The organism is Bacillus sp. PK6-025 (assembly GCF_056530265.1).
On sequence record NZ_CP096509.1, the window covers coordinates 508864 to 528364 of the forward strand.

The 19501-nt window shown below is 48.3% G+C and carries 20 protein-coding genes; 19 read left to right on the plus strand and 1 reads right to left on the minus strand.

The window, feature by feature from the left end; all coding sequences use genetic code 11:
- The first annotated feature begins 14 nt into the window (after positions 1-14).
- The 16 genes from M1D67_RS02560 (at position 15) to M1D67_RS02635 (ending at position 16225) form a co-directional block, all read left to right on the plus strand.
- Positions 15-857, plus strand: coding sequence for a transketolase (locus M1D67_RS02560; RefSeq protein WP_479831575.1), 843 nt, complete (start codon positions 15-17; stop codon positions 855-857).
- Positions 854-1807 carry a transketolase family protein gene (locus M1D67_RS02565; RefSeq protein ID WP_025810109.1) on the plus strand — a complete coding sequence of 318 codons (954 nt, stop codon included), beginning with the start codon at positions 854-856 and terminating at the stop codon, positions 1805-1807. The genes M1D67_RS02560 and M1D67_RS02565 overlap by 4 nt, the downstream gene beginning before the upstream one ends.
- Positions 1808-1880: 73 nt before the next feature.
- Complete coding sequence (locus M1D67_RS02570; protein ID WP_020450202.1) at positions 1881-2636, plus strand: Cof-type HAD-IIB family hydrolase; 756 nt, start codon at positions 1881-1883, stop codon at positions 2634-2636.
- Between the two features lie 288 nt (positions 2637-2924).
- A complete protein-coding gene (gene pxpA, locus M1D67_RS02575) occupies positions 2925-3686 on the plus strand; it encodes a 5-oxoprolinase subunit PxpA (RefSeq protein ID WP_023857912.1) in 762 nt (253 codons plus the stop codon).
- Positions 3687-3710: 24 nt separating this feature from the next.
- Positions 3711-4922, plus strand: coding sequence for an NRAMP family divalent metal transporter (locus M1D67_RS02580; RefSeq protein WP_101561607.1), 1212 nt, complete (start codon positions 3711-3713; stop codon positions 4920-4922).
- Between the two features lie 23 nt (positions 4923-4945).
- Positions 4946-5719 (plus strand): putative hydro-lyase, encoded by a 774-nt coding sequence (locus M1D67_RS02585; protein WP_479831836.1) that lies wholly within the window; start codon positions 4946-4948, stop codon positions 5717-5719.
- Positions 5720-5796: 77 nt separating this feature from the next.
- Entirely contained in the window at positions 5797-6531 is a 735-nt protein-coding gene (gene pxpB / locus M1D67_RS02590; RefSeq protein WP_020450206.1) for a 5-oxoprolinase subunit PxpB, read from the plus strand.
- The gene (locus M1D67_RS02595; protein ID WP_025810102.1) at positions 6528-7541 is read left to right on the plus strand and encodes a 5-oxoprolinase subunit C family protein; all 1014 of its coding nucleotides are present in this window, start codon (positions 6528-6530) and stop codon (positions 7539-7541) included. The genes pxpB and M1D67_RS02595 overlap by 4 nt, the downstream gene beginning before the upstream one ends.
- 31 nt (positions 7542-7572) lie before the next feature.
- Positions 7573-8322 carry an IclR family transcriptional regulator gene (locus M1D67_RS02600; protein ID WP_479831576.1) on the plus strand — a complete coding sequence of 250 codons (750 nt, stop codon included), beginning with the start codon at positions 7573-7575 and terminating at the stop codon, positions 8320-8322.
- A gap of 88 nt (positions 8323-8410) precedes the next feature.
- Entirely contained in the window at positions 8411-9049 is a 639-nt protein-coding gene (locus M1D67_RS02605; RefSeq protein WP_035337176.1) for a GDSL-type esterase/lipase family protein, read from the plus strand.
- A gap of 271 nt (positions 9050-9320) precedes the next feature.
- Positions 9321-10745, plus strand: coding sequence for a PTS mannitol transporter subunit IIBC (locus tag M1D67_RS02610; protein ID WP_039073222.1), 1425 nt, complete (start codon positions 9321-9323; stop codon positions 10743-10745).
- 66 nt (positions 10746-10811) lie between these two features.
- Positions 10812-11252: a PTS mannitol transporter subunit IIA gene (locus tag M1D67_RS02615; protein WP_023857905.1), complete on the plus strand. Its 441-nt coding sequence runs from the start codon at positions 10812-10814 to the stop codon at positions 11250-11252.
- Positions 11249-12388 (plus strand): mannitol-1-phosphate 5-dehydrogenase, encoded by a 1140-nt coding sequence (locus M1D67_RS02620; protein ID WP_039073224.1) that lies wholly within the window; start codon positions 11249-11251, stop codon positions 12386-12388. The genes M1D67_RS02615 and M1D67_RS02620 overlap by 4 nt, the downstream gene beginning before the upstream one ends.
- Before the next feature lie 259 nt (positions 12389-12647).
- Complete coding sequence (locus M1D67_RS02625) at positions 12648-14726, plus strand: BglG family transcription antiterminator (RefSeq protein WP_283931569.1); 2079 nt, start codon at positions 12648-12650, stop codon at positions 14724-14726.
- A 110-nt stretch (positions 14727-14836) separates the two neighbouring features.
- Positions 14837-15706 (plus strand): SDR family oxidoreductase, encoded by an 870-nt coding sequence (locus tag M1D67_RS02630; RefSeq protein ID WP_101561604.1) that lies wholly within the window; start codon positions 14837-14839, stop codon positions 15704-15706.
- 15 nt (positions 15707-15721) lie between these two features.
- Complete coding sequence (locus M1D67_RS02635) at positions 15722-16225, plus strand: D-lyxose/D-mannose family sugar isomerase (RefSeq protein WP_020450216.1); 504 nt, start codon at positions 15722-15724, stop codon at positions 16223-16225.
- 16 nt (positions 16226-16241) lie between these two features.
- Here M1D67_RS02635 and M1D67_RS02640 read toward each other — a convergent pair whose 3' ends face one another.
- Positions 16242-16625, minus strand: a complete 384-nt coding sequence (locus M1D67_RS02640) for a DUF2283 domain-containing protein (RefSeq protein ID WP_023857900.1) — start codon at positions 16623-16625, stop codon at positions 16242-16244.
- 84 nt (positions 16626-16709) lie between these two features.
- Here M1D67_RS02640 and M1D67_RS02645 point away from each other — a divergent pair, with 84 nt between their 5' ends.
- The 3 genes from M1D67_RS02645 to M1D67_RS02655 all read left to right on the plus strand — a co-directional run bounded on the left by M1D67_RS02645 (position 16710) and on the right by M1D67_RS02655 (position 19499).
- The gene (locus M1D67_RS02645; protein WP_023857899.1) at positions 16710-17132 is read left to right on the plus strand and encodes a pyridoxamine 5'-phosphate oxidase family protein; all 423 of its coding nucleotides are present in this window, start codon (positions 16710-16712) and stop codon (positions 17130-17132) included.
- Positions 17133-17583: 451 nt separating this feature from the next.
- Positions 17584-18393 carry a lipid II flippase Amj family protein gene (locus M1D67_RS02650; protein WP_023857898.1) on the plus strand — a complete coding sequence of 270 codons (810 nt, stop codon included), beginning with the start codon at positions 17584-17586 and terminating at the stop codon, positions 18391-18393.
- 164 nt (positions 18394-18557) lie between these two features.
- Positions 18558-19499, plus strand: a complete 942-nt coding sequence (locus tag M1D67_RS02655) for an LCP family protein (protein WP_023857897.1) — start codon at positions 18558-18560, stop codon at positions 19497-19499.
- Positions 19500-19501: the final 2 nt, after the last annotated feature.

Here is a 19501-nt window from a genome sequence, read left to right on the forward strand (position 1 = left end):
AGGAGTGGGCAATGATGTCAGTGAAGGAAATCAATATGGAACGTTTTCGTGACCAAATCAGGCTGCTGACACTGAAACAGCTTCATCACCTCGGTTTTGGGCATTATGGAGGCAGCTTGTCAATCGCCGATGTGTTAGCCGTTTTATATGGAAAGGTGATGAAAATAGATCCCGCCAATCCGTCGTGGGAAGATCGGGACTTTTTTATCCTTTCAAAAGGGCACGGCGGCCCCGCCTTGTATGCAGCGCTTCATCTTACCGGCTATTTTGAAGAAGATGTGCTCTATACGCTAAACCAAAACGGCACGGCTCTTCCGTCGCATCCTGACCGGAATTTAACACCGGGAGTCGATATGACGACCGGGTCGCTTGGCCAGGGGATCTCGGCTGCGGCAGGAGTCGCACTGTCGCACAAGCTTTCAGGACGCTCTAACCGGACCTTTGTTATTGTCGGCGACGGGGAGCTGAATGAAGGTCAATGTTGGGAAGCGATCCAATTCGCGGCACACCATAAGCTCCACAATTTTTATGTGCTTGTGGATGATAATAAACAACAGCTGGACGGTCCGACTAAAGATATTATTGATCCGCTGGATTTTGTCAGCAAATTTTCAGCCTTCGGTTTTTATTCCGAAAGGGTAAACGGACATGAACCGGATGCGATTTATCAAGCGACCAAAAGAGGAGAAGCCCAGCGGGAAAGGCCGGTTGCCGTCATCCTTGATACGGTGAAGGGAAAGGGCATCCCTTATTTTGAAAATATGGAGAACAGCCACCACATTAGAGCGAATGATGAACAAAATCGCATAATCGAAAAGATCATGATAACGCTTGAAGAAAAGGAAGTGAGGGCATGAATGAGGCGGCAGCAAATGTCAAGCTGGATGCAGTCGAAATGAGGCAGGCATACAGCTCGGCCGTTTATGAACTGGCTCAGGAAAACGCGGACATCGTGGCGTTGGAAGCGGATTTGATGAGCTCGATTTCCATGGACAAAATTAAACGGCGCATTCCCGAGAGAGTGATCAATTGCGGGGTTATGGAAGCCAATATGATAGGGATTGCGGCCGGGCTTTCGTTAACCGGAAGAATCCCGTTTGTTCACACGTTCGCCCAGTTTGCGACAAGACGCTGCTTTGATCAGCTGTTTGTTTCAGGTGCCTATGCCAAAACAAACATCAAGATTCTCGGTTCAGATTCGGGAATTACGGCTGAACATAACGGCGGAACACACATGGCCTTTGAAGATTTGGGACTCGCCCGGCTAATCCCGAATGCCTTTGTTTATGAAGCGAGCGATGCAGCAATGCTCCAATTTTTGATCAAAAAGGCTGCGGCAGAGTACGGCATTCACTATATCAGGACGATCAGAAAAAAGGCGGTCAGACTTTATGATGAACATGAAACATTTGCGGACGGAAAAGCAAAAGTTCTCAAAGACGGCAGCGATGCGGCGCTGTTTGCCAGCGGCATCATGGTCGCAGAAGCTTTGCGGGCGGCAGAACTGCTAAAAGAAAAAGGGATCGATGCAGCGGTCATCGATATGTATTGCATCAAGCCGATCGATCAAGAAACCGTGATTCGCTACGCACAAAAAACGAATGCGATTGTCACGGCAGAAAACCATAATGTCATAGGCGGATTGGGAAGCGCAGTCGCGGAAGTGCTGAGTGAACATCATCCCGCTCCGCTCAAGAGAATCGGGGTTCATGAAGCCTTCGGACAGGTCGGGACGATCGATTATTTGAAAAAATATTACCGTTTGACCGCAGAGCATATCGCACGGGCGGCGGAACAGCTCGTTTAAGATTTCTTTGTCCTGGCCGATTTTTATATTAGAATAGATAAAAGCCTAAAAAAAGTGAGGTATCTTAAATATCGTGTCAGTCAGTCAAAGAGATCGAATCGATGTGAAGCTAGTAGCTCTGGATATGGATGGAACACTATTAAATGATGAACAGACCATTTCTGATGAAAACAGAAATGCGATTAAAGAAGCAGAGGAAAAAGGGATTTATGTCGTGCTCAGTACCGGCCGCACGCTGATGACGTGCCGGGAGTTGGCGGAGTCGCTCGAACTGTCTTCTTTTTTGATCACGGCAAACGGCAGTGAAATTTGGGATTCGTCTTTCAACCTGGTCGAGCGTCAGCTGCTTCATCCCGATCATGTCCAAATGATGTGGGATTTGCGCAATCTGCACAACACCGATTTCTGGGCCGCCAGCGTCGATAAAGTGTGGAGAGGCGAGTTTCCTGAGGATATTCAGGCGTATGAATGGCTGAAATTCGGCTTTGATATTCCGGATGACGACGTCAGAAACCGGGTCCTGGAAGAGCTGAAAAAGAACAAAGAATTGGAAGTCAGCAATTCAAGCCCGACCAATATTGAAGTCAACGCCATCGGGATCAATAAAGCGGCCGCTTTGGCAAAAGTATGCGAGCGCCTCGGCTTTACGATGGAACACGTGATGGCGGTCGGAGACAGTTTAAATGATATCGCCATGATCAAAGAAGCGGGTTTAGGCGTTGCCATGGGGAACGCCCAGGAAATCGTCAAAGAAACCGCAGACTGGATCACGGATTCCAATATCGAACACGGAGTCGCAAAAGCGATCAGGCATTGGGTATTGTCCTAGCCGAAAAAAGAGCCGATTTACGGCTCTTTTTTTTGTGCAAAATAAAAAATATTCATGGACTGAAGCAAGTTGAAAAAACCTTGTGAAATCAGGTTTTTCAGCTAAAACTTTTTAGGAAAAATGATTTATTTTATGTGAGGTTTTCTAACAATATGATGCCAAGCGGGCAAATCCTTGATATAATCTATTCAAGTTTGATTATTCGGAATTAAGGTTCCGAAAATCGGAACAAAACGAGGGATATACTAAAATTCGACCGAATGTGCATCAATATATAGGGGGGATTTGATGAATCAAGTTGATTTAAACTGCGATCTTGGAGAAAGCTTCGGCGCTTATAAAATCGGGCTCGATGAGGAGATTCTCGAATTTGTTACATCAGCCAACATCGCTTGCGGTTTTCATGCCGGAGACCCTGGCGTCATGCGCAAAACCGTCAAAATGGCGGCGGAAAAAGGCGTGAAAATCGGCGCGCATCCGGGACTTCCCGATTTAGCGGGATTCGGGCGCCGCAATATGGCGATTACGCCTGAAGAAGCATACGATCTTGTCGTGTATCAAATCGGTGCGCTTTCAGGATTTTTAAAGGCCGAAGGTGTGACCATGCAGCATGTGAAACCCCATGGCGCACTGTATAATATGGCGGCGCAAAGCCGGGAACTGTCGGATGCGATCGCGCGTGCAGTTTATCAAACAGACCCGGAACTGATTTTATTCGGTTTGGCGGGAAGCGAACTTGTGCTTGCCGGTGAAAGAGCCGGTTTGAAAACGGCTCACGAAGTGTTCGCCGACCGTACATATCAGGAAGACGGAACGCTGACTTCCCGCCGCCAGAATGATGCGCTGATTCATGATGATGATGAAGCCGTCGGTCAGGTGATCCGCATGGTCAAAGAAGGCAAAGTCCGCAGCCTGCAAGGAACGGATGTCAGCCTTAAAGCAGATACGGTGTGCATTCACGGAGATGGTGCACACGCGCTTCAGTTTGCGAAAAAAATCCGCCGTGAACTCAGAGCAGCAGATATTAAAATACAAGCTTTTTCTACATGATGTTGACAAAAGGAGGAATACCATTTGAAACAAAATAAAAAAACAAAAGCGTCATCAAGCAACTGGACGTTGCTTTTGGGCGCCGCCTTTTTAATGGCCACATCCTCAATCGGGCCGGGATTTTTAACGCAAACCACAGTCTTTACACAGAGCTTGGCTGCAAGCTTCGGCTTTGTCATCCTCGTTTCCATCATTTTAGATATCTTCGTTCAAACCAATGTATGGAGAATCATTGCGGTTTCTGAAAAAAGAGGGCAGGAAATCGCCAACCTCGTCTTTCCGGGACTCGGCTATGTCATCGCCTTTCTCGTCGTTCTGGGCGGGCTTGCTTTCAACATCGGCAATATTGGAGGCGCCGGTCTCGGCCTCCAGGTTTTATTCGGCATTACACCGCAGACGGGTGCGATCATCAGCGCCGCGATCGCGGTTTTGATCTTTGTCATTAAAGAAGCGGGAAAAGCGATGGACCGGTTTACGCTGATCGCGGGCTTTGTCATGATTTTATTAGTGGTGTACGTTGCGATTACGACCGGTCCTCCGGTTGGAGAAGCAGTAACAAAAACGATCATGCCTGATAATATCGACATTCTTGCGATTGTGACGCTTGTCGGCGGCACGGTCGGCGGATACATTACATTTGCCGGCGGACACCGTTTGCTTGATGCGGGTGTTAAAGGGAGGGCTGCGATTCCTGAAGTAACGAAAAGCTCTGTTTCCGGCATTTTGATCACATCTGTCATGAGAATTGCGCTTTTCCTTGCTGTACTTGGAGTCGTCTCAAAAGGCCTGCACATTAATCCGGATAACCCGCCGGCTTCTGTCTTCCAGCTTGCTGCGGGAAATATCGGCTACAAAATCTTCGGTCTCGTCATGTGGGGAGCTGCTGTTACATCTGTAATCGGCGCTGCTTATACGTCCGTATCTTTCTTTAAAACGTTTTCTCCGAAAATTGAAAAGAATTCGCGCGGCATTATTATTGTCTTTATTATCGTATCAACGATTTGCTTTGTAACAATTGGTAAGCCGGTCAACCTTCTCGTGCTTGCCGGCGCATTAAACGGTTTAATCTTACCGATCGCACTCGGATCCCTTTTGATCGGCGCGTATAAGAAGAATATCGTCGGCGACTACAGGCATCCGATCTGGCTTACAATTCCGGGTATTCTGGTCGTTATTGTCATGGCGGTCATGGGAGGCTATACGTTAATCAATGAAATTCCTAAGTTATGGGGATGATATCGTTGCGTCATGTAAATGAAATGCGCCCTGACGAAGTCAGGGCCCTGATTCGAAAAGGCGAAATAACGGGTCCGACAGCCGGGATGGCCGGGGGTTTTACCCAGGCAAACCTGGTGATTTTGAAAAAAGAGCTCGCTTTTGAGTTTTTGCTGTTTTGCCAGCGCAATCAAAAGCCGTGTCCGATTCTCGATGTCACAGATCCCGGATCTCCGGTTCCGTCCATCACGGCGCCGGATGCCGATATCCGCACCGATTTTCCGAAATACCGCGTATACAGGCGCGGCGAATTGGCGGATGAAGTGACCGATATCCATTCTTTATGGGAAAACGACATGGTCGGTTTTTTAATCGGCTGCAGCTTTACGTTTGAGCAAGCGTTAATCAATAACGGAATCCCTGTCAGACACATTGAAGAAAAGCGAAATGTTCCGATGTATCAAACGAATATTCCTTGTGTCCCGGTAGGCCGTTTTCAAGGGCCGATGGTTGTCAGTATGAGGCCGGTTCCGGAAGAGCAGGCGGTGCGTGCCGTTCAGGTTACATCAAGGTTTCCCGCTGTTCACGGAGGACCTGTCCATATCGGCAGTCCTGAAGCCATCGGTATAACAGACATCGCAAAACCCGATTTCGGCGATGCGGTCACGATAAAAAAAGGAGAAGTTCCGGTATTTTGGGCATGCGGCGTCACCCCTCAGGCCGTCGCCATGCACGTAAAGCCGGAGCTGATGATCACGCATTCGCCCGGCCATATGCTGGTTACCGATGTTCGGGACGAACAATTTGGCGTGTTATAGGATCTAAAAAATCAATACAGAGTGGTTTATCTGTATTGATTTTTGATTTAAGGGGATGAAAGGCAAGGTGAAACAGAATGAAAAATCTATCGAATGTGACAATGTCTCCGCTCGGCGACTCCGCGGTTATCATTCAGCTCGGAGAGGGGATAAGCGAACAGACGCATCGTGTCGTCAGTGCACTGACAAAGCGGATTGAAAACGATCCGTTTCCCGGTTTTATTGAGTGTGTGCCGGCTTTCACGAGTGTGACCGTTTTCTATCAGCCGTTTGAAGTATACCGCAAGATGGAGAGCGGCAAGGCTGTTGATTCTCCGTATGAAAAGGTAAAAGCCCTCATCGAACATCATCTCCAAGAGCTCACAATGGAAGAAGAAACAAATCAGCGTACGGTGGAAATTCCGGTTTGTTACGGCGGCCGTTTCGGCCCTGATTTGGAGGAAGTGGCCGACATCAACGGACTGACTGCACAGGAAGTCATCGATATTCACACCTCGGGTGAGTACCTCGTTTATATGATCGGCTTTGCGCCGGGCTTCCCTTACTTAGGCGGAATGTCTGAAAAGATAGCCGCGCCGCGGCGGTCCTCTCCGCGGACTTCGATTCCCGCCGGCTCCGTGGGAATCGCCGGCATGCAAACAGGCGTCTATCCCCTTTCAACGCCGGGCGGCTGGCAGCTGATCGGCAATACGCCGCTTGAATTATTCAAGCCTTATGAACAGCCTCCGAGCCTTCTGAGAGCAGGGGATATCGTGAAATTTGTCAGCGTGACAGAAGAGGAGTATCACGCGCTGAAGGAGGGAAAATCTTGAGCATAGAAGTGTTAAAGCCGGGTCTGATGACGACGGTTCAAGACTTGGGCCGCGCAGGTTTTCAAAAATACGGCGTGCTTGTCAGCGGGGCCATGGATGCCGATTCTTTGCGGATTGCCAATCTCCTCGCGGGGAACAGCCAGAACGAAGCTGCACTTGAAGTGACGCTGATGGGACCGGGGCCGTCTCTCCGCTTTCAAAAACCGGCTCTTATAGCGGTGACGGGCGCTGACTTTTCACTGATGGTAAATGACGAAGAAGTCCCGCTTTGGCGTCCGGTTTTCATCAAAGAAGGCAGTGTGTTGACATTCGGCATGTGCAAGCGCGGAAGCCGTGCATACATGGCGGTGGCCGGAGGGATTGATGTGCCGCCTGTGATGGAAAGCAAAAGCACATATGTCAGAGCAGGGCTCGGCGGTTTTCAAGGAAGGGCGCTTCAAAAGGGAGACGTGTTATCGCTAGGCAGCCCGACGCCGTTGTCGGAAGCGATGTACAGAAAGCTTGCAGACCATGGCGATGGCTTAGGCTTTGGGGCTCCGAAGTGGGCTGTCGACCGCAAATATTTTCTCCCGTTAAAAAAGAATCCGGTCATTCGTGTCATCAAAGGCGATCAGTTCGCTTGCTTCACCTCATCATCGCAAGAACGCTTTTTCGCGGATACATTCCGGGTGACGGCCAAATCCGACCGGATGGGGTACCGTCTTCAAGGAGAAGCGCTCGAACTCACTCAGCCGCTGGAAATGATCTCTGAAGCGGTATCGTTCGGAACGATTCAGGTGCCGCCTGACGGCAATCCGATCGTTCTTCTCGCAGACAGACAGACAGCGGGCGGATATCCGAGAATCGCCCATATCGTATCCGCCGATTTTTCACAGGTGACGCAGATGATGCCGGGCGAGCAGGTACAGTTTCAGCTTGTCAGCCTTCAGGAAGCAGAGCGCATTTACATCGAACGGGAGACGAAAATCAGCGAACTTTCCGCCCGATTGAAGCTTGAATACATGTTATGATAGGTGTGATGTGTATCAGGAGGGGGAAGGCATGGAACATAAAAACAAAACAGTTGTCAAAGCTATGACCCTGCTCAATCTGTTCCTGACGAGAGAAAGGCTCTCACTGGGCGACATGATTGAGCTGACAGGCATGCCGAAAACATCTGTCTACCGCATGGTTTGTTCTCTCGAAGAAATGGGTTTTCTCGACCGTGAGGAGAACGGGATGTATGCTTTAGGACTGCTGTTTTTGCAATACGGCCACCTTGTTTCAGAAAGGCTTGATATCCGAAAAATCGCTCTGCCTATCATGGAAGAACTCCGCGATGACGTGGATGAAGCCGTCCATTTGATCGTGAGGCAGGGAAATGAAGCGATGTATATAGAAAAAATTGAGGGCACGCAGACCGTTCGCCTCTATACAGCGATCGGGAGGCGGTCCCCTTTATATGCCGGAGCCTGCGCAAGAAGCATTCTGACATTTTTGCCTGAAGAAGAGCGGGATGCCTATATCAAGAAAACAGAGCTGGTGCCGATCGCTTCCGGTACGATCCGGGATAAGAACGAGCTGATCCGCATTTTGAATGAGTCGTACCGGAGCGGCTGCACGGTCAGTCATTCGGAGCTCGAAGACTACACCTCTGCGATCGCCGCGCCGATTTTCAATCATAAGCGCGAAGTCGCGGCGGGGATCAGCATCGCCGGGTTTGAAGCCCGCTTTCAGAAAGACCGTCTTCCTTATTTGACCGAAAGAGTGAAAAAGGCGGCGCTTGACATTTCGAGAAAGTTAGGTTTTTAGGAAAAAAGAAAAGTATCCTTTCGAGCCTCTCCCGAGTACATATATGGTAGCTGCCGCGAAAAAACGGCATACCGGAGGGGGAAAGGATATGACGCTTCAATATACGGCTCTCGGCGATTCTCTAACCGTCGGGGTCGGTGCAGGTTTGTTTGAGCCGGGGTTTGTCCAGCGCTATAAAAGGAAAATGGAAGAGGATTTGAACGAATGCGTTTCTTTGCTTGTATTTGCGAAATCGGGTCTTGAAACGTCGGACATTCTGGCGATGCTGAACGAGCCGTTCATCATGGAACAGGTCAAAAAAGCGGACGTCATCACGATAACGGGCTGCGGCAATGACCTTCTGCAATCGCTGGAGATATATGAAAAAGAAAAGGATGAACACGTCTTTTTGGAAGCTTCCTCACACTGTCAGAAAAACTACTCAGGCATGCTTGAGAAAATCGGAGACATAAAGGGAGACAAAGATACGCGTTACCTCGTCCGTCTTCTCAATTTATACAACCCTTTTCCGTCGATCGAATTAGCGGACAAATGGATTTCCGGCTTTAACAGGCATTTAAAACAGCTCGAGTCCGCTCCGCAAATCAAGGTGATCGATACTTATGCTGTCTTTAAAGGACACGAACAAGAATATTTGTCAATTGACCGCGTACATCCAAACAGCAGAGGGTATGAAGCGATGGCGGAAAATTTGCGAGCGTCGGGCTACGGGCCGCTGAAAAGCTGAATATGATGAAGAAAGACCATTCCAATCAGGAATGGTCTTTTTTTATGCAATTCTTCAGCGCGCCTTTATTTTCCTCGAGTCGGCCGCGGCAGCCGAAACCAGACTAAAAAATGAAACTATTAAATTTTGTCACACGGCTCCTGCCAAAGTGCCGTTTTCTTTCAATTGAGCAGTCATCTGTAAGCGTTTTAATATAAAGACAAGGAGCCGACATTATTCGACATCATTTTTTTATCACAGGCTTTAAAGGACAACAAAGGAGGGTTATGAAATGGAAGAAAGACAAAATCCAGATTTCAAAGTAAAGATTCAACGTTTCGGAAGCTATTTGAGCGGAATGATCATGCCGAATATCGGTGCATTTATCGCATGGGGGATCATTACCGCCCTGTTTATTCCGACGGGATGGATGCCGAATGAGGCGCTTGCTTCATTGGTTGATCCGATGATCAAATTTCTGCTGCCGCTCTTGATCGGATACACGGGCGGTAAGATGGTGTACGACCACCGCGGAGGCGTCGTCGGTGCGACTGCAGCGATGGGTGTTATTGTCGGTGCGGACATTCCGATGTTCCTCGGCGCGATGATCATGGGGCCGCTGGGCGGCTTCCTGATGAAATTGACGGACAGGCTTTTCAAAGATAAGGTCCGTTCCGGATTTGAAATGCTGATCAACAACTTTACAGCCGGAATTCTCGGTTTCATTTTGGCAGTGCTCGGCTTTTTTGCGATCGGTCCGGTGGTGCTCGGCTTGAACAAAACATTGGCGGCCGGCGTGGAAGTGATCGTCAATGCGAATCTGCTTCCATTGGCAAGTATTTTTGTAGAGCCTGCGAAAGTTCTTTTCCTTAATAATGCGATTAACCACGGTATTTTGAGCCCGATTGGTATTGAACAGGCCGCCCAGACAGGAAAATCGATTTTATTCCTTTTGGAGGCGAACCCAGGTCCGGGTCTCGGGATTCTTTTAGCTTACATGATTTTTGGAAAAGGCACATCAAAGCAGACCGCCCCGGGCGCTGCAGTGATTCACTTCCTTGGCGGGATTCACGAAATTTATTTCCCTTACATTCTGATGAAACCGCTGTTAATTCTGGCTGCAATAGCGGGCGGAGCGAGCGGTGTGCTGACATTCTCCATCTTTAATGCGGGGCTGGCGGCTGTTCCTTCACCGGGAAGCATTATTGCGGTGCTGGCAATGACGCCGAAAGGCAACCACATCGGTGTGATCCTTGGTGTTCTCGTTGCGGCAGCCGTTTCATTCATTGTAGCTTCTTTGATTTTGAAAACGTCTAAAGCCGGCGAAGAAGATTTAACAGCCGCAGCGGAAAAAATGCAGCAAATGAAAGGTAAGAAGAGCCAAGCCGTTTCTGCATTGACTTCGGCTGATGAAGCGGAAGAATCAGAGGCAACTTATGAAAATGTCGGCAAGATCATTTTCGCGTGTGATGCCGGAATGGGCTCCAGTGCGATGGGGGCATCGATTTTGAAAAACAAAGTCAAAAAAGCAGAACTCGATATCGACGTATCCAATACATCGATCAATAATCTGCCTGGAGATGCCGACATCGTCATTACGCATAAAGACTTAACGGAACGCGCAAAAGCGAAGCTTCCAAACGCTAGACACATATCAGTGGAAAATTTCCTTAACAGTCCAAAATACGATGAACTGATCAATCAGCTTAAAAAGTAAAGTTTGAGAATCCGTGAGCCTGTCAATCAGGCTCACACAACATGTATGAAAGAGAGTGATTTCCCAATGAAACCAGTACTTGCAAAAGAAAACATTCATCTCAATCAATCTGCCGCAACGCAGGAAGAAGCGATCAGGCTGGCCGGAAAGGCGCTGGTTGACGCCGGCTATGTGACCGCGGATTATATCGAGAAAATGTTGGAGAGGGAAGGCCTCACTTCCACTTACATGGGGAACGCAATCGCTATTCCGCATGGTACGGAAGACAGCAAGCGGGATGTTCTTCACTCCGGAATATCCGTGATCCAGCTTCCGGAAGGTGTCGAATACGGCGATGGCAATATCGCTAAAGTGATCTTTGGCATTGCCGGGAAAAATGATGAGCATTTGGACATTTTGTCAAAGATTGCGATCGTCTGCTCAGAAGCGGACAACGTCGAACGGATCATCAATGCGAAAAATGAAGACGAGTTAATGGCGGTTTTTGAAGAAGGTGACCAAATATGATTGCACTGCATTTCGGTGCGGGGAACATCGGCCGGGGATTTATCGGAGCCTTGCTCTGCAAATCGGGGTATGATGTCGTGTTCGCCGATGTAAACGATGCCGTGATCAAGGAACTGAACGACAAGGGCCGCTATATCGTCGAATTGGCCGATGCCGGAAGGAAGCAGGAAACGATTGGCCCGGTTCGGGCGATCAACAGTGCGACCCAGCTTGACGAATTGTATGATTTCATAGCGAAAGCCGACCTTGTCACCACTGCGGTGGGCCCTGCGGTTCTTAAGCTGATCGCAGAGCCGATTGCAGAAGGTTTGAAGCGCCGGATAAAACTAAATACACAGCCTTTAAACATCATAGCTTGCGAGAATATGATCGGAGGCAGCGCTCATCTTCGCGAGGAGATTTTTGCCCGCTTAACTGAAACAGAGCGCGCCGCAATCAGCGATTCAGTCGGTTTTCCGAACTCGGCAGTCGACAGAATTGTGCCGATCCAGCATCATGATGATCTGTTGAAAGTAACGGTGGAGCCTTTTTTCGAATGGGCCGTCGATCAAACGGAATTCGCGGGAAAAGTGCCGGATATTGAAGGTGTGACATATGTACCGGATCTCGCGCCATTCATCGAAAGAAAGCTGTTTACGGTCAATACCGGACATGCCATGGCGGCGTATGCCGGCTATAAGAAAGGTTTGAAGACGATAAAAGCCGCCATTCACCACCCGGAGGTCCGTCAAACGGTAGCAGGCGCGCTTGAAGAAACAGGCCGGTACCTTGTTCAGACATACGATTTTACACAGGAAGAGCACCGGGCATATATGACAAAAATTATCGGGCGCTTTGAAAATGAATGCCTATCAGACGATGTCACCCGTGTGGCCAGGTCGCCGCTTCGCAAGCTTGGCAGGGATGACCGTCTTGTCGGCCCGGCCAGAAAGCTTTGCGACCTCGGCTTTGAACCTGTCCGCCTTGCAGAAGGTATTGCCTTGGCGCTGCAGTTTGATTGTGCCGATGATCCGGAAGCCGTTGAGCTTCAAAGCATGATCGCTGAAAAAGGCTATGAAGGCGTGCTTCGAGATGTATGCGGACTAAAAGAGGATCATTCTTTATTCAAACTGGTGATCAGCCATTTGAAAGCATAGTTTCAGATAGAATCGGGAAAAGTTCGGCAGCCGGGCGGGGGCTGCTGAAACAGAATGTATGAACAGGGCGGCGCAGATGCAACCTAACCTGGAAACATCAGCTGTGGGCTGATGTTTCTTCACTTCTTGAAGATTTTAATAAAAAATTAATTAGTTCGAATTGAAGATTTCTTAACAGCGTTTTATGATAGGGATACCGTTTCAACCGCCGGACCCCCTTTCACTCCCGCAAAAACGACAACACCGGAGGCGGCGTTTTATGTATATGACAGCAAGGGAACAAAAATTGATGAAATACCTTTTGCATCAAAACCGCTATGTCAAAGTCAATGAAATTGCCGACTATATTGAAGTCAGCACAAGAACGGTCCACCGCGAGCTCAAAGCGGTTAAATCCGTTCTGGACAAGTACAGTCTTCAACTTGATAAGCAGCCGGGAAAAGGCTTGAAACTGGTCGGTGTCTACAGAGACAAACAGCGGCTTCTTGAAGATCTGTCCCGGGACAGCCATGTCGAATACAGTGCCGATGAACGAAAGCTTTTGATTTTATGCGCGATGCTTGAAGCGGGAGAACCGATCAAGCTTTATACAATCGCCAATGACTTGCAGGTGACGACGGCAACGATCAGCAACGATCTTGACGAGCTGGAGAAGTGGATCGCTCCGTTCGGCCTGTCGCTGATCAGAAAAAGAGGTTACGGCATAGAGCTGAGGGGGCCGGAGGATGCCAAGCGAAAAATCGTCGGAAACTTGATGGCCGACAAGCTCGATGTTCAGCAGTTTCTGGAAACAATCGAAATGAATATTAAAGGCAAGAACGAAGCGCCGGAGAAAATATTCGGTGTCGTCAGCAGGGGGAAATTGCTGAAAGCGGAAAAAGTGCTGTTTCAGATGAAAGAAAAGTATGGGCTTTCCCTTTCCGACAGTGCATACATCGCTCTCGTCGTCCACTTGACGTTTGCGATCGAGCGGATACAGCTCGGTGAAATGATTAATATGAATGAAGAAGAATTGACGGACCTGAAGCGTACGAAAGAGTTTGAACTGGCGCTTGCGCTTGCAAAGGAGCTTGAAAATGCGTTTCACGTGAAGATCCCCGAAGCTGAGGCGGGTTATATAACGATGCATTTAAGAAGTGCCAACAAAAGCTTCAAAATCGACTACAGAGCGGAAGATATCGAGCTGGATACCGCCCTCAGGACGAAAAAGCTGATCGATTTCATCTCGCAAAAAACGGGCACGAATTTAACAGGCAACCATTCGCTTTATGAAGGATTAATCGCCCACCTTGAACCGGCGATCATCCGGATCAAAGAAAAGATGTCGGTGCATAATCCGTTAACAGAACAGGTCAAAAAAGATTATTTTCTCTTATATATGGCCATAGAGGAAGGCGTCGAAACATTTTTTTCGGAAATCCGGTTTCCAGATGAAGAAATTGCTTTTATCGTCCTTCACTTTGGATCGGCGCTTGAGATGAGCAAACAAAAAGTAGACATCAGCGCGCTCGTGATTTGTTCGAGCGGAATCGGTTCATCAAAGATGCTGGCCTCGCGGCTGAAAAAAGAGCTTCCTGAAATCGCTTCCTTTGAGATATCCTCGCTGATGGAGCTGAAATCGAAAAATACCGGTGCCTATGACATCATCGTTTCAACCGTGCCGATCCCATATGAAAACATTGACTGCGTCACCGTCAGTCCGCTCCTTGACACAGAAGATGTGAAACAGATCAAACACCAGCTCACCCGGAAAATCCCGCTCATCCTTCGGAAAAAGCGGATGGCTCCCAAAAAACCGGAGCCGTTTCCTGATATGCTTCAGATTGCGCGGAAAATCGGCCATTACGCAGCCGGCATTCAACATTTACTGAGCCATTTTACAGTTGAAACGCTGGAAGCTGAATCAAGCCTGGAACATACGGTCAAACGCCTTTGCAGCACCCTTGAAGATCAAGGTCTGGTTACGGATGCAGGGCAGATGGCCGGCGGGCTGATGACAAGAGAAGCACAGGGGGGCCTCGGCATTCCCGGAACCACCTTCGCACTGTTCCATTTAAAAAGCGAAGCGGCCGCGATTCCCCTCTTTAAAGCTTATGATCTGTCCAAACCGTTCGAGATCAAAGGGATGGACGGAAGCGTCATGAAGATGACGCGGATGCTTATCATGCTGGCGCCGGCCGATCTGTCTCCGGAAGGTTCCGAGATTTTGAGCTTGATCAGCTCTTCGATGATTGAAAGTGACGAAAGTATAAAAGCGTACCAGACCGGAGACCGCGAGCAGCTGTACGGAAGGCTGAACGTTTTGTTTCACCGGTTTATACAGGATAAAGAGTGGTAAAAGCCCCGGTCACCCGGGGCTTTCTTCATTTTTCGCGCACACGGTCATGTTTAAACAAAAATTTCTCCGGTTAAAAGTCTAGTAATATCAGCTAAAGGGAGGAATCACAAATGGATTTGCGCAATCAGCAGACAAACGGACAGCCGGCACAGACGCAAGACCGTCAGCCCGGCATCGAAAGCGTCATGAACCCGCGTCCGATCTATGAAGATGAAAATTACAAAGGGACGGATAAATTGAAAGGAAAGGTCGCACTGATTACAGGGGGCGACAGCGGAATCGGCAGGGCAGTTGCCGTTGCCTATGCTAAAGAAGGCGCGGACATCTCGATCGTCTACTTAAATGAACATGAGGACGCTCAGGAGACGAAAGTGCGGGTTGAAAAAGAAGGCGTCAAATGCATGCTGCTTCCCGGAGACGTCAGAGACGAAGCATTTTGCAATGACGCGGTTGAACAGACTGTAAAGGAGCTCGGCCGTCTTGATATTCTTGTCAATAATGCGGCCGAACAGCATCCAAAAGACAGCATTAAAGAGATTTCCAGTGAACAGCTTGAGAAAACATTTAAAACAAATTTCTTCTCTTATTTCTACTTTACAAAAAAAGCGATCGATTATTTGGAGCCGGGCAGCGCGATCATCAATACAACATCGATCAACCCTTACCGGGGCAATCCGCAGCTGATTGACTACACGGCAACAAAAGGTGCGATCAATGCATTTACACGGTCGATGTCACAGGCGCTCGTCAAAGACGGCATCCGCGTCAATGCCGTTGCACCGGGACCGATTTGGACGCCGCTGATCCCGTCCACATTTTCAGGTGAGGAAGTGGCGAAGTTCGGTACAAATACACCGATGGGCCGTCCAGGTCAGCCGGTGGATCATGTGGGCTGCTATGTGCTTTTAGCATCTGACGATTCTTCGTATATGACAGGGCAGACCCTCCACGTCAACGGCGGAGACTTTATCACGACATAAAAGGGGGAAGCTCGTGTGAAGGTGACAAAGGAAGACGTAATCGAATACTACGAGAAAGCGGGCATCGCGCTGAGCGACGATGATAAAGAAAACATCCAAATCATGGACTACGGTTTAAATAAGCTGAATAAGCTGGGACTTCAGCTGTTCGTCTATGTCAACACAGACCGCTACTGTGCCAAAGAGCTTGTATTATTCCCTGAACAAACATGCCCCGAACACCGGCATCCTCCCGTAGACGGGCAGGAAGGGAAAGAAGAGACATTCAGGTGCAGATACGGAAAAGTGTATTTGTATGTAGAAGGAGAAAAAACGGAAGTCCCGGCCGTTCTGCCGCCGCACGAGGATATCGAGCATTTCACCGTTTGGCACGAAATTCAGCTCACACCCGGCGAACAGTACACGATTCCGCCGGATACGAAACATTGGTTCAAAGCGGGGAGTGAAGGTGCTGTGGTTACGGAGTTTTCTTCAACAAGCACCGATGATCACGATGTGTTTACAGACCCGAGAATTTAGCGAATGGGAGCCAATCTCATTCGCTTTTTTCCGTCCGATCAAACACATCAAAGCCGATGAAGCGTTGTCCGTCATGATCGGCAAAATAAAATTGAACACCGTTCACACAAAGTGTTTTGACCGCTTCCTGTGACGTCGGTCGAAACCGATGAACGCGGGCGCCGTTTAGGAAAGCCGGTTCAAGTTTGTGTTTTCTGCCGGTCAGCGTTCCAAGCCGCGCTATTTCCGGAGCCGCCTTCCCCGGAAATTCGACACCGATCATCCGCTGATGGCGGTCAAAGTCTGCAGCCAAAGCCGTATTGCCGATATCATCGGTTGCTGCGGCAGACCCGGCACGGTTTTCCGTCAAAGCAATGTAGCCCATATCAGCCTCAGAATCAAACGATATGAAAATATTCACGTCAAAAACCTCCGTTCAATTGTTTAATATACAAGACATTGTGGAAAAGTAACAGTGGAGACGATACAAAGGAGGGAACTTAAAATGGATCAGCAGCAATTGAAGAACAAAGTGCTCGACATTCTCGATCATCATAAAATCGGTTCGCTTGCAACGGTCGAAAGCGGCAAACCTCATTCCCGCTACATGACCTTTTTCCACGACGGGCTGACGCTTTATACACCGACAAGCGATGAGACGCACAAGGCAGAAGAAATTGATAACAATCCGAACGTCCACGTGCTGTTGGGTTATAACGGCGAAGGATTAGGCGATGCATACCTTGAAATCACAGGTACGGCAAAGCTCAACCATTCAAAAGATTTAAAGGACAAAATCTGGGATGAAAAGCTTGAGCGCTGGTTTGACGGAAAAGACGATCCGAACTTGACCGTGCTTGAGATTGAGCCTTCGGAAATCAGACTGATGAATGAAGGTGAAAGCACCCCGGTCACGCTGGATCTGTAGCGCGCTGTGCTTAACAGTTTGTCATCAAGGACGAACTGTAGTATAATAAAAAACAGGAACACGCAAAAGAGCAAATAAATGGAAAGTAGACTTCTTTTTTCTTTCTTAGAAGATACTGATTTCTTCCTCTGACCCGCCCCTAACAGGATAGAGGGAAAAAAGACTTTTTGTTTCACAATTCACACTGGCGCGGCTTCGGAGCCGCAAGGACGAATGAGAGGTAGGGCTTTCGTTGTCTTGTATCAGAAATTCCATGGTGTTTACTTTCAACTCGGAACGATAGATACTGATCTTTTACGAAATTCAAATGACCGCCTTTGGCAGCGGATAAATTATTTGCTCGAATAAATATGATAATTGAGACCGCTTCGGCTTTTGCCGGGGCGGTTTTTGATTTGCCGAAACGTTTGCGTTTTGAAAACAGTCTTACCTATAGACTGGAGGAAGAGAAATGGACTTTTTAACATCTAAGGTACTATTGATTTTTTGTTTTCTGTTGCTGATCCATTCCATCGAAACGCTCGCATACGCCGCTCGTCTGTCAGGCGCGAGAGTCGGATTTATCGCATCGGCGCTGTCATTATTTAATGTGATGGTCATCGTCTCAAGAATGTCAAACATGGTTCAGCAGCCTGTGACGGGGAAGCTTGTCGATGTTGCGGGTGCGGACGCACTTTCCCTCGTCGGCAGCCAATTTCGGTTTTTAATCTTTGGTTCAACCGTTGGCACAATTTTCGGAATGCTGCTTCTGCCGACGTTTGTCGCCGTATTTTCGAGAGCGATTGTTCATTTGGCAGGGGAAAACGGCTCCGTTTTGCAAGTGTTTCGCAAGGCGTTCTCAAAAAATATCTTCAAGCATGCCAAGCATTATGCGAGAAGACCGAGTCTGGAATATGTGAAAGACTTTCGGTTCTGCTACATACCGAAGCGGCTGTTTGTCTTGAACATGGCCATCACGGCGATTTATACAATCGGCGTTCTTGCCGCTCTTTATGCGGGCGTCCTCGTGCCCGAAAGGCATACGACCGCGGTGATGGCTTCCGGCCTTGTCAACGGGGTGGCGACGATGCTGCTGGCGCTGTTTGTCGATCCGAAGGTTTCGGTACTTGCAGATGACGTAGCAAAAGGGAGGCGGAGCTACACCTATTTGAAATGGGCTTCGATCACGATGGCAACATCGAGGGTGGCCGGGACGATTTTTGCCCAAGTTCTGTTTATCCCGGCTTCTTACTATATCGCATGGATGACGAAGTGGATGTAGTCGATTTTTGACGAAAAGATCAAAATTCGATCATTTTTCTTTCAAAATGAAACAAATGAAAACAAAAGATTATCTTTTTCGACACGATTAGACGGCTTGATCTTTCTTTTATTAATTGCCCGCTGTTTGATCCTGTGATAGTCTTATGTGTGGCGGTGATAAAAGTGGAGAGGGTTAGAGTAAGAGTAAGAAAACCGAAAAGAAAAAGGCGAAAAATCATAAAGCGCCTGTTTACCTTAATGTTGCTGGTTATCATAGCAGCAGCGGGTTATACCTACTTTGAATACAAAAAAGGCTTATCCGAATCTGACGGGGATTTTAAAGAAGACGGTCAGTTTGAATTTAACGGGGAAGGCTCTGATCTTGATGAAGTGAACATCCTCGTTCTAGGGATCGATTCAAGAGGGGAAGACCATTCAAGGTCTGACTCGATGATGGTGATCCATTATAATAAAAAGCAGAAACAGCCTAAATTGATTTCGATTATGAGGGACAGCTATGTCGACATACCGGGATATGACAAGCAAAAAGTCAATGCGGCTTATGCATACGGAGGCCCGGAACTCGTCAGAAAAACATTAAAAGAATCCTTTGATTTGGACATTAACTATTATGCCATCATCGATTTTAAAGGTTTTGCCAAAATCGTTGATGCGGTGGCGCCTGACGGCATCGAAGTCGACGTTCCGAAAAAAATGTCGTACGGAATCGGCATGACACTGCAGCCGGGAAAACAAATTCTTCACGGTGATAGGCTGCTGGGCTATGTCCGGTTCAGGCATGACAGAGAAAGCGATTTTGGACGGGTCAGAAGACAGCAGGAAATCTTTTCAGAGCTTCAAAAAGAAGCGATGAGCATCGGAAATATCGCCCAGCTTCCGAAGCTGTGGGGGCTCGTCGATCCGTATATTGAAACAAACATTCCGAACGGCGTCATCTTCTCCCTCGGCAAAGACTTTTTGCTCGGAAGCGTAAAAGAAACCAAAAGCTTCAGGCTCCCGGTTGACGGATCATTCACGAACAAAGACGATCCAACATACGGGGCGGTCCTCGATTTAGACCTTGAACAAAACAAGGAAGAGCTGAAACGCTTTTTAAATGAGTGATC

What these genes read in the sequence shown, in the direction of transcription:
- M1D67_RS02560 (WP_479831575.1), top strand. Translation starts at nt 15, where the DNA reads ATGTCAGTGAAGGAAATCAATATGGAACGTTTTCGTGACCAAATCAGG.
- M1D67_RS02565 (WP_025810109.1), top strand. Translation starts at nt 854, where the DNA reads ATGAATGAGGCGGCAGCAAATGTCAAGCTGGATGCAGTCGAAATGAGG.
- pxpA (WP_023857912.1), top strand. Translation starts at nt 2,925, where the DNA reads ATGAATCAAGTTGATTTAAACTGCGATCTTGGAGAAAGCTTCGGCGCT.
- M1D67_RS02585 (WP_479831836.1), top strand. Translation starts at nt 4,946, where the DNA reads ATGCGCCCTGACGAAGTCAGGGCCCTGATTCGAAAAGGCGAAATAACG.
- pxpB (WP_020450206.1), top strand. Translation starts at nt 5,797, where the DNA reads ATGAAAAATCTATCGAATGTGACAATGTCTCCGCTCGGCGACTCCGCG.
- M1D67_RS02600 (WP_479831576.1), top strand. Translation starts at nt 7,573, where the DNA reads ATGGAACATAAAAACAAAACAGTTGTCAAAGCTATGACCCTGCTCAAT.
- M1D67_RS02605 (WP_035337176.1), top strand. Translation starts at nt 8,411, where the DNA reads ATGACGCTTCAATATACGGCTCTCGGCGATTCTCTAACCGTCGGGGTC.
- M1D67_RS02610 (WP_039073222.1), top strand. Translation starts at nt 9,321, where the DNA reads ATGGAAGAAAGACAAAATCCAGATTTCAAAGTAAAGATTCAACGTTTC.
- M1D67_RS02615 (WP_023857905.1), top strand. Translation starts at nt 10,812, where the DNA reads ATGAAACCAGTACTTGCAAAAGAAAACATTCATCTCAATCAATCTGCC.
- M1D67_RS02620 (WP_039073224.1), top strand. Translation starts at nt 11,249, where the DNA reads ATGATTGCACTGCATTTCGGTGCGGGGAACATCGGCCGGGGATTTATC.
- M1D67_RS02625 (WP_283931569.1), top strand. Translation starts at nt 12,648, where the DNA reads ATGTATATGACAGCAAGGGAACAAAAATTGATGAAATACCTTTTGCAT.
- M1D67_RS02630 (WP_101561604.1), top strand. Translation starts at nt 14,837, where the DNA reads ATGGATTTGCGCAATCAGCAGACAAACGGACAGCCGGCACAGACGCAA.
- M1D67_RS02645 (WP_023857899.1), top strand. Translation starts at nt 16,710, where the DNA reads ATGGATCAGCAGCAATTGAAGAACAAAGTGCTCGACATTCTCGATCAT.
- M1D67_RS02650 (WP_023857898.1), top strand. Translation starts at nt 17,584, where the DNA reads ATGGACTTTTTAACATCTAAGGTACTATTGATTTTTTGTTTTCTGTTG.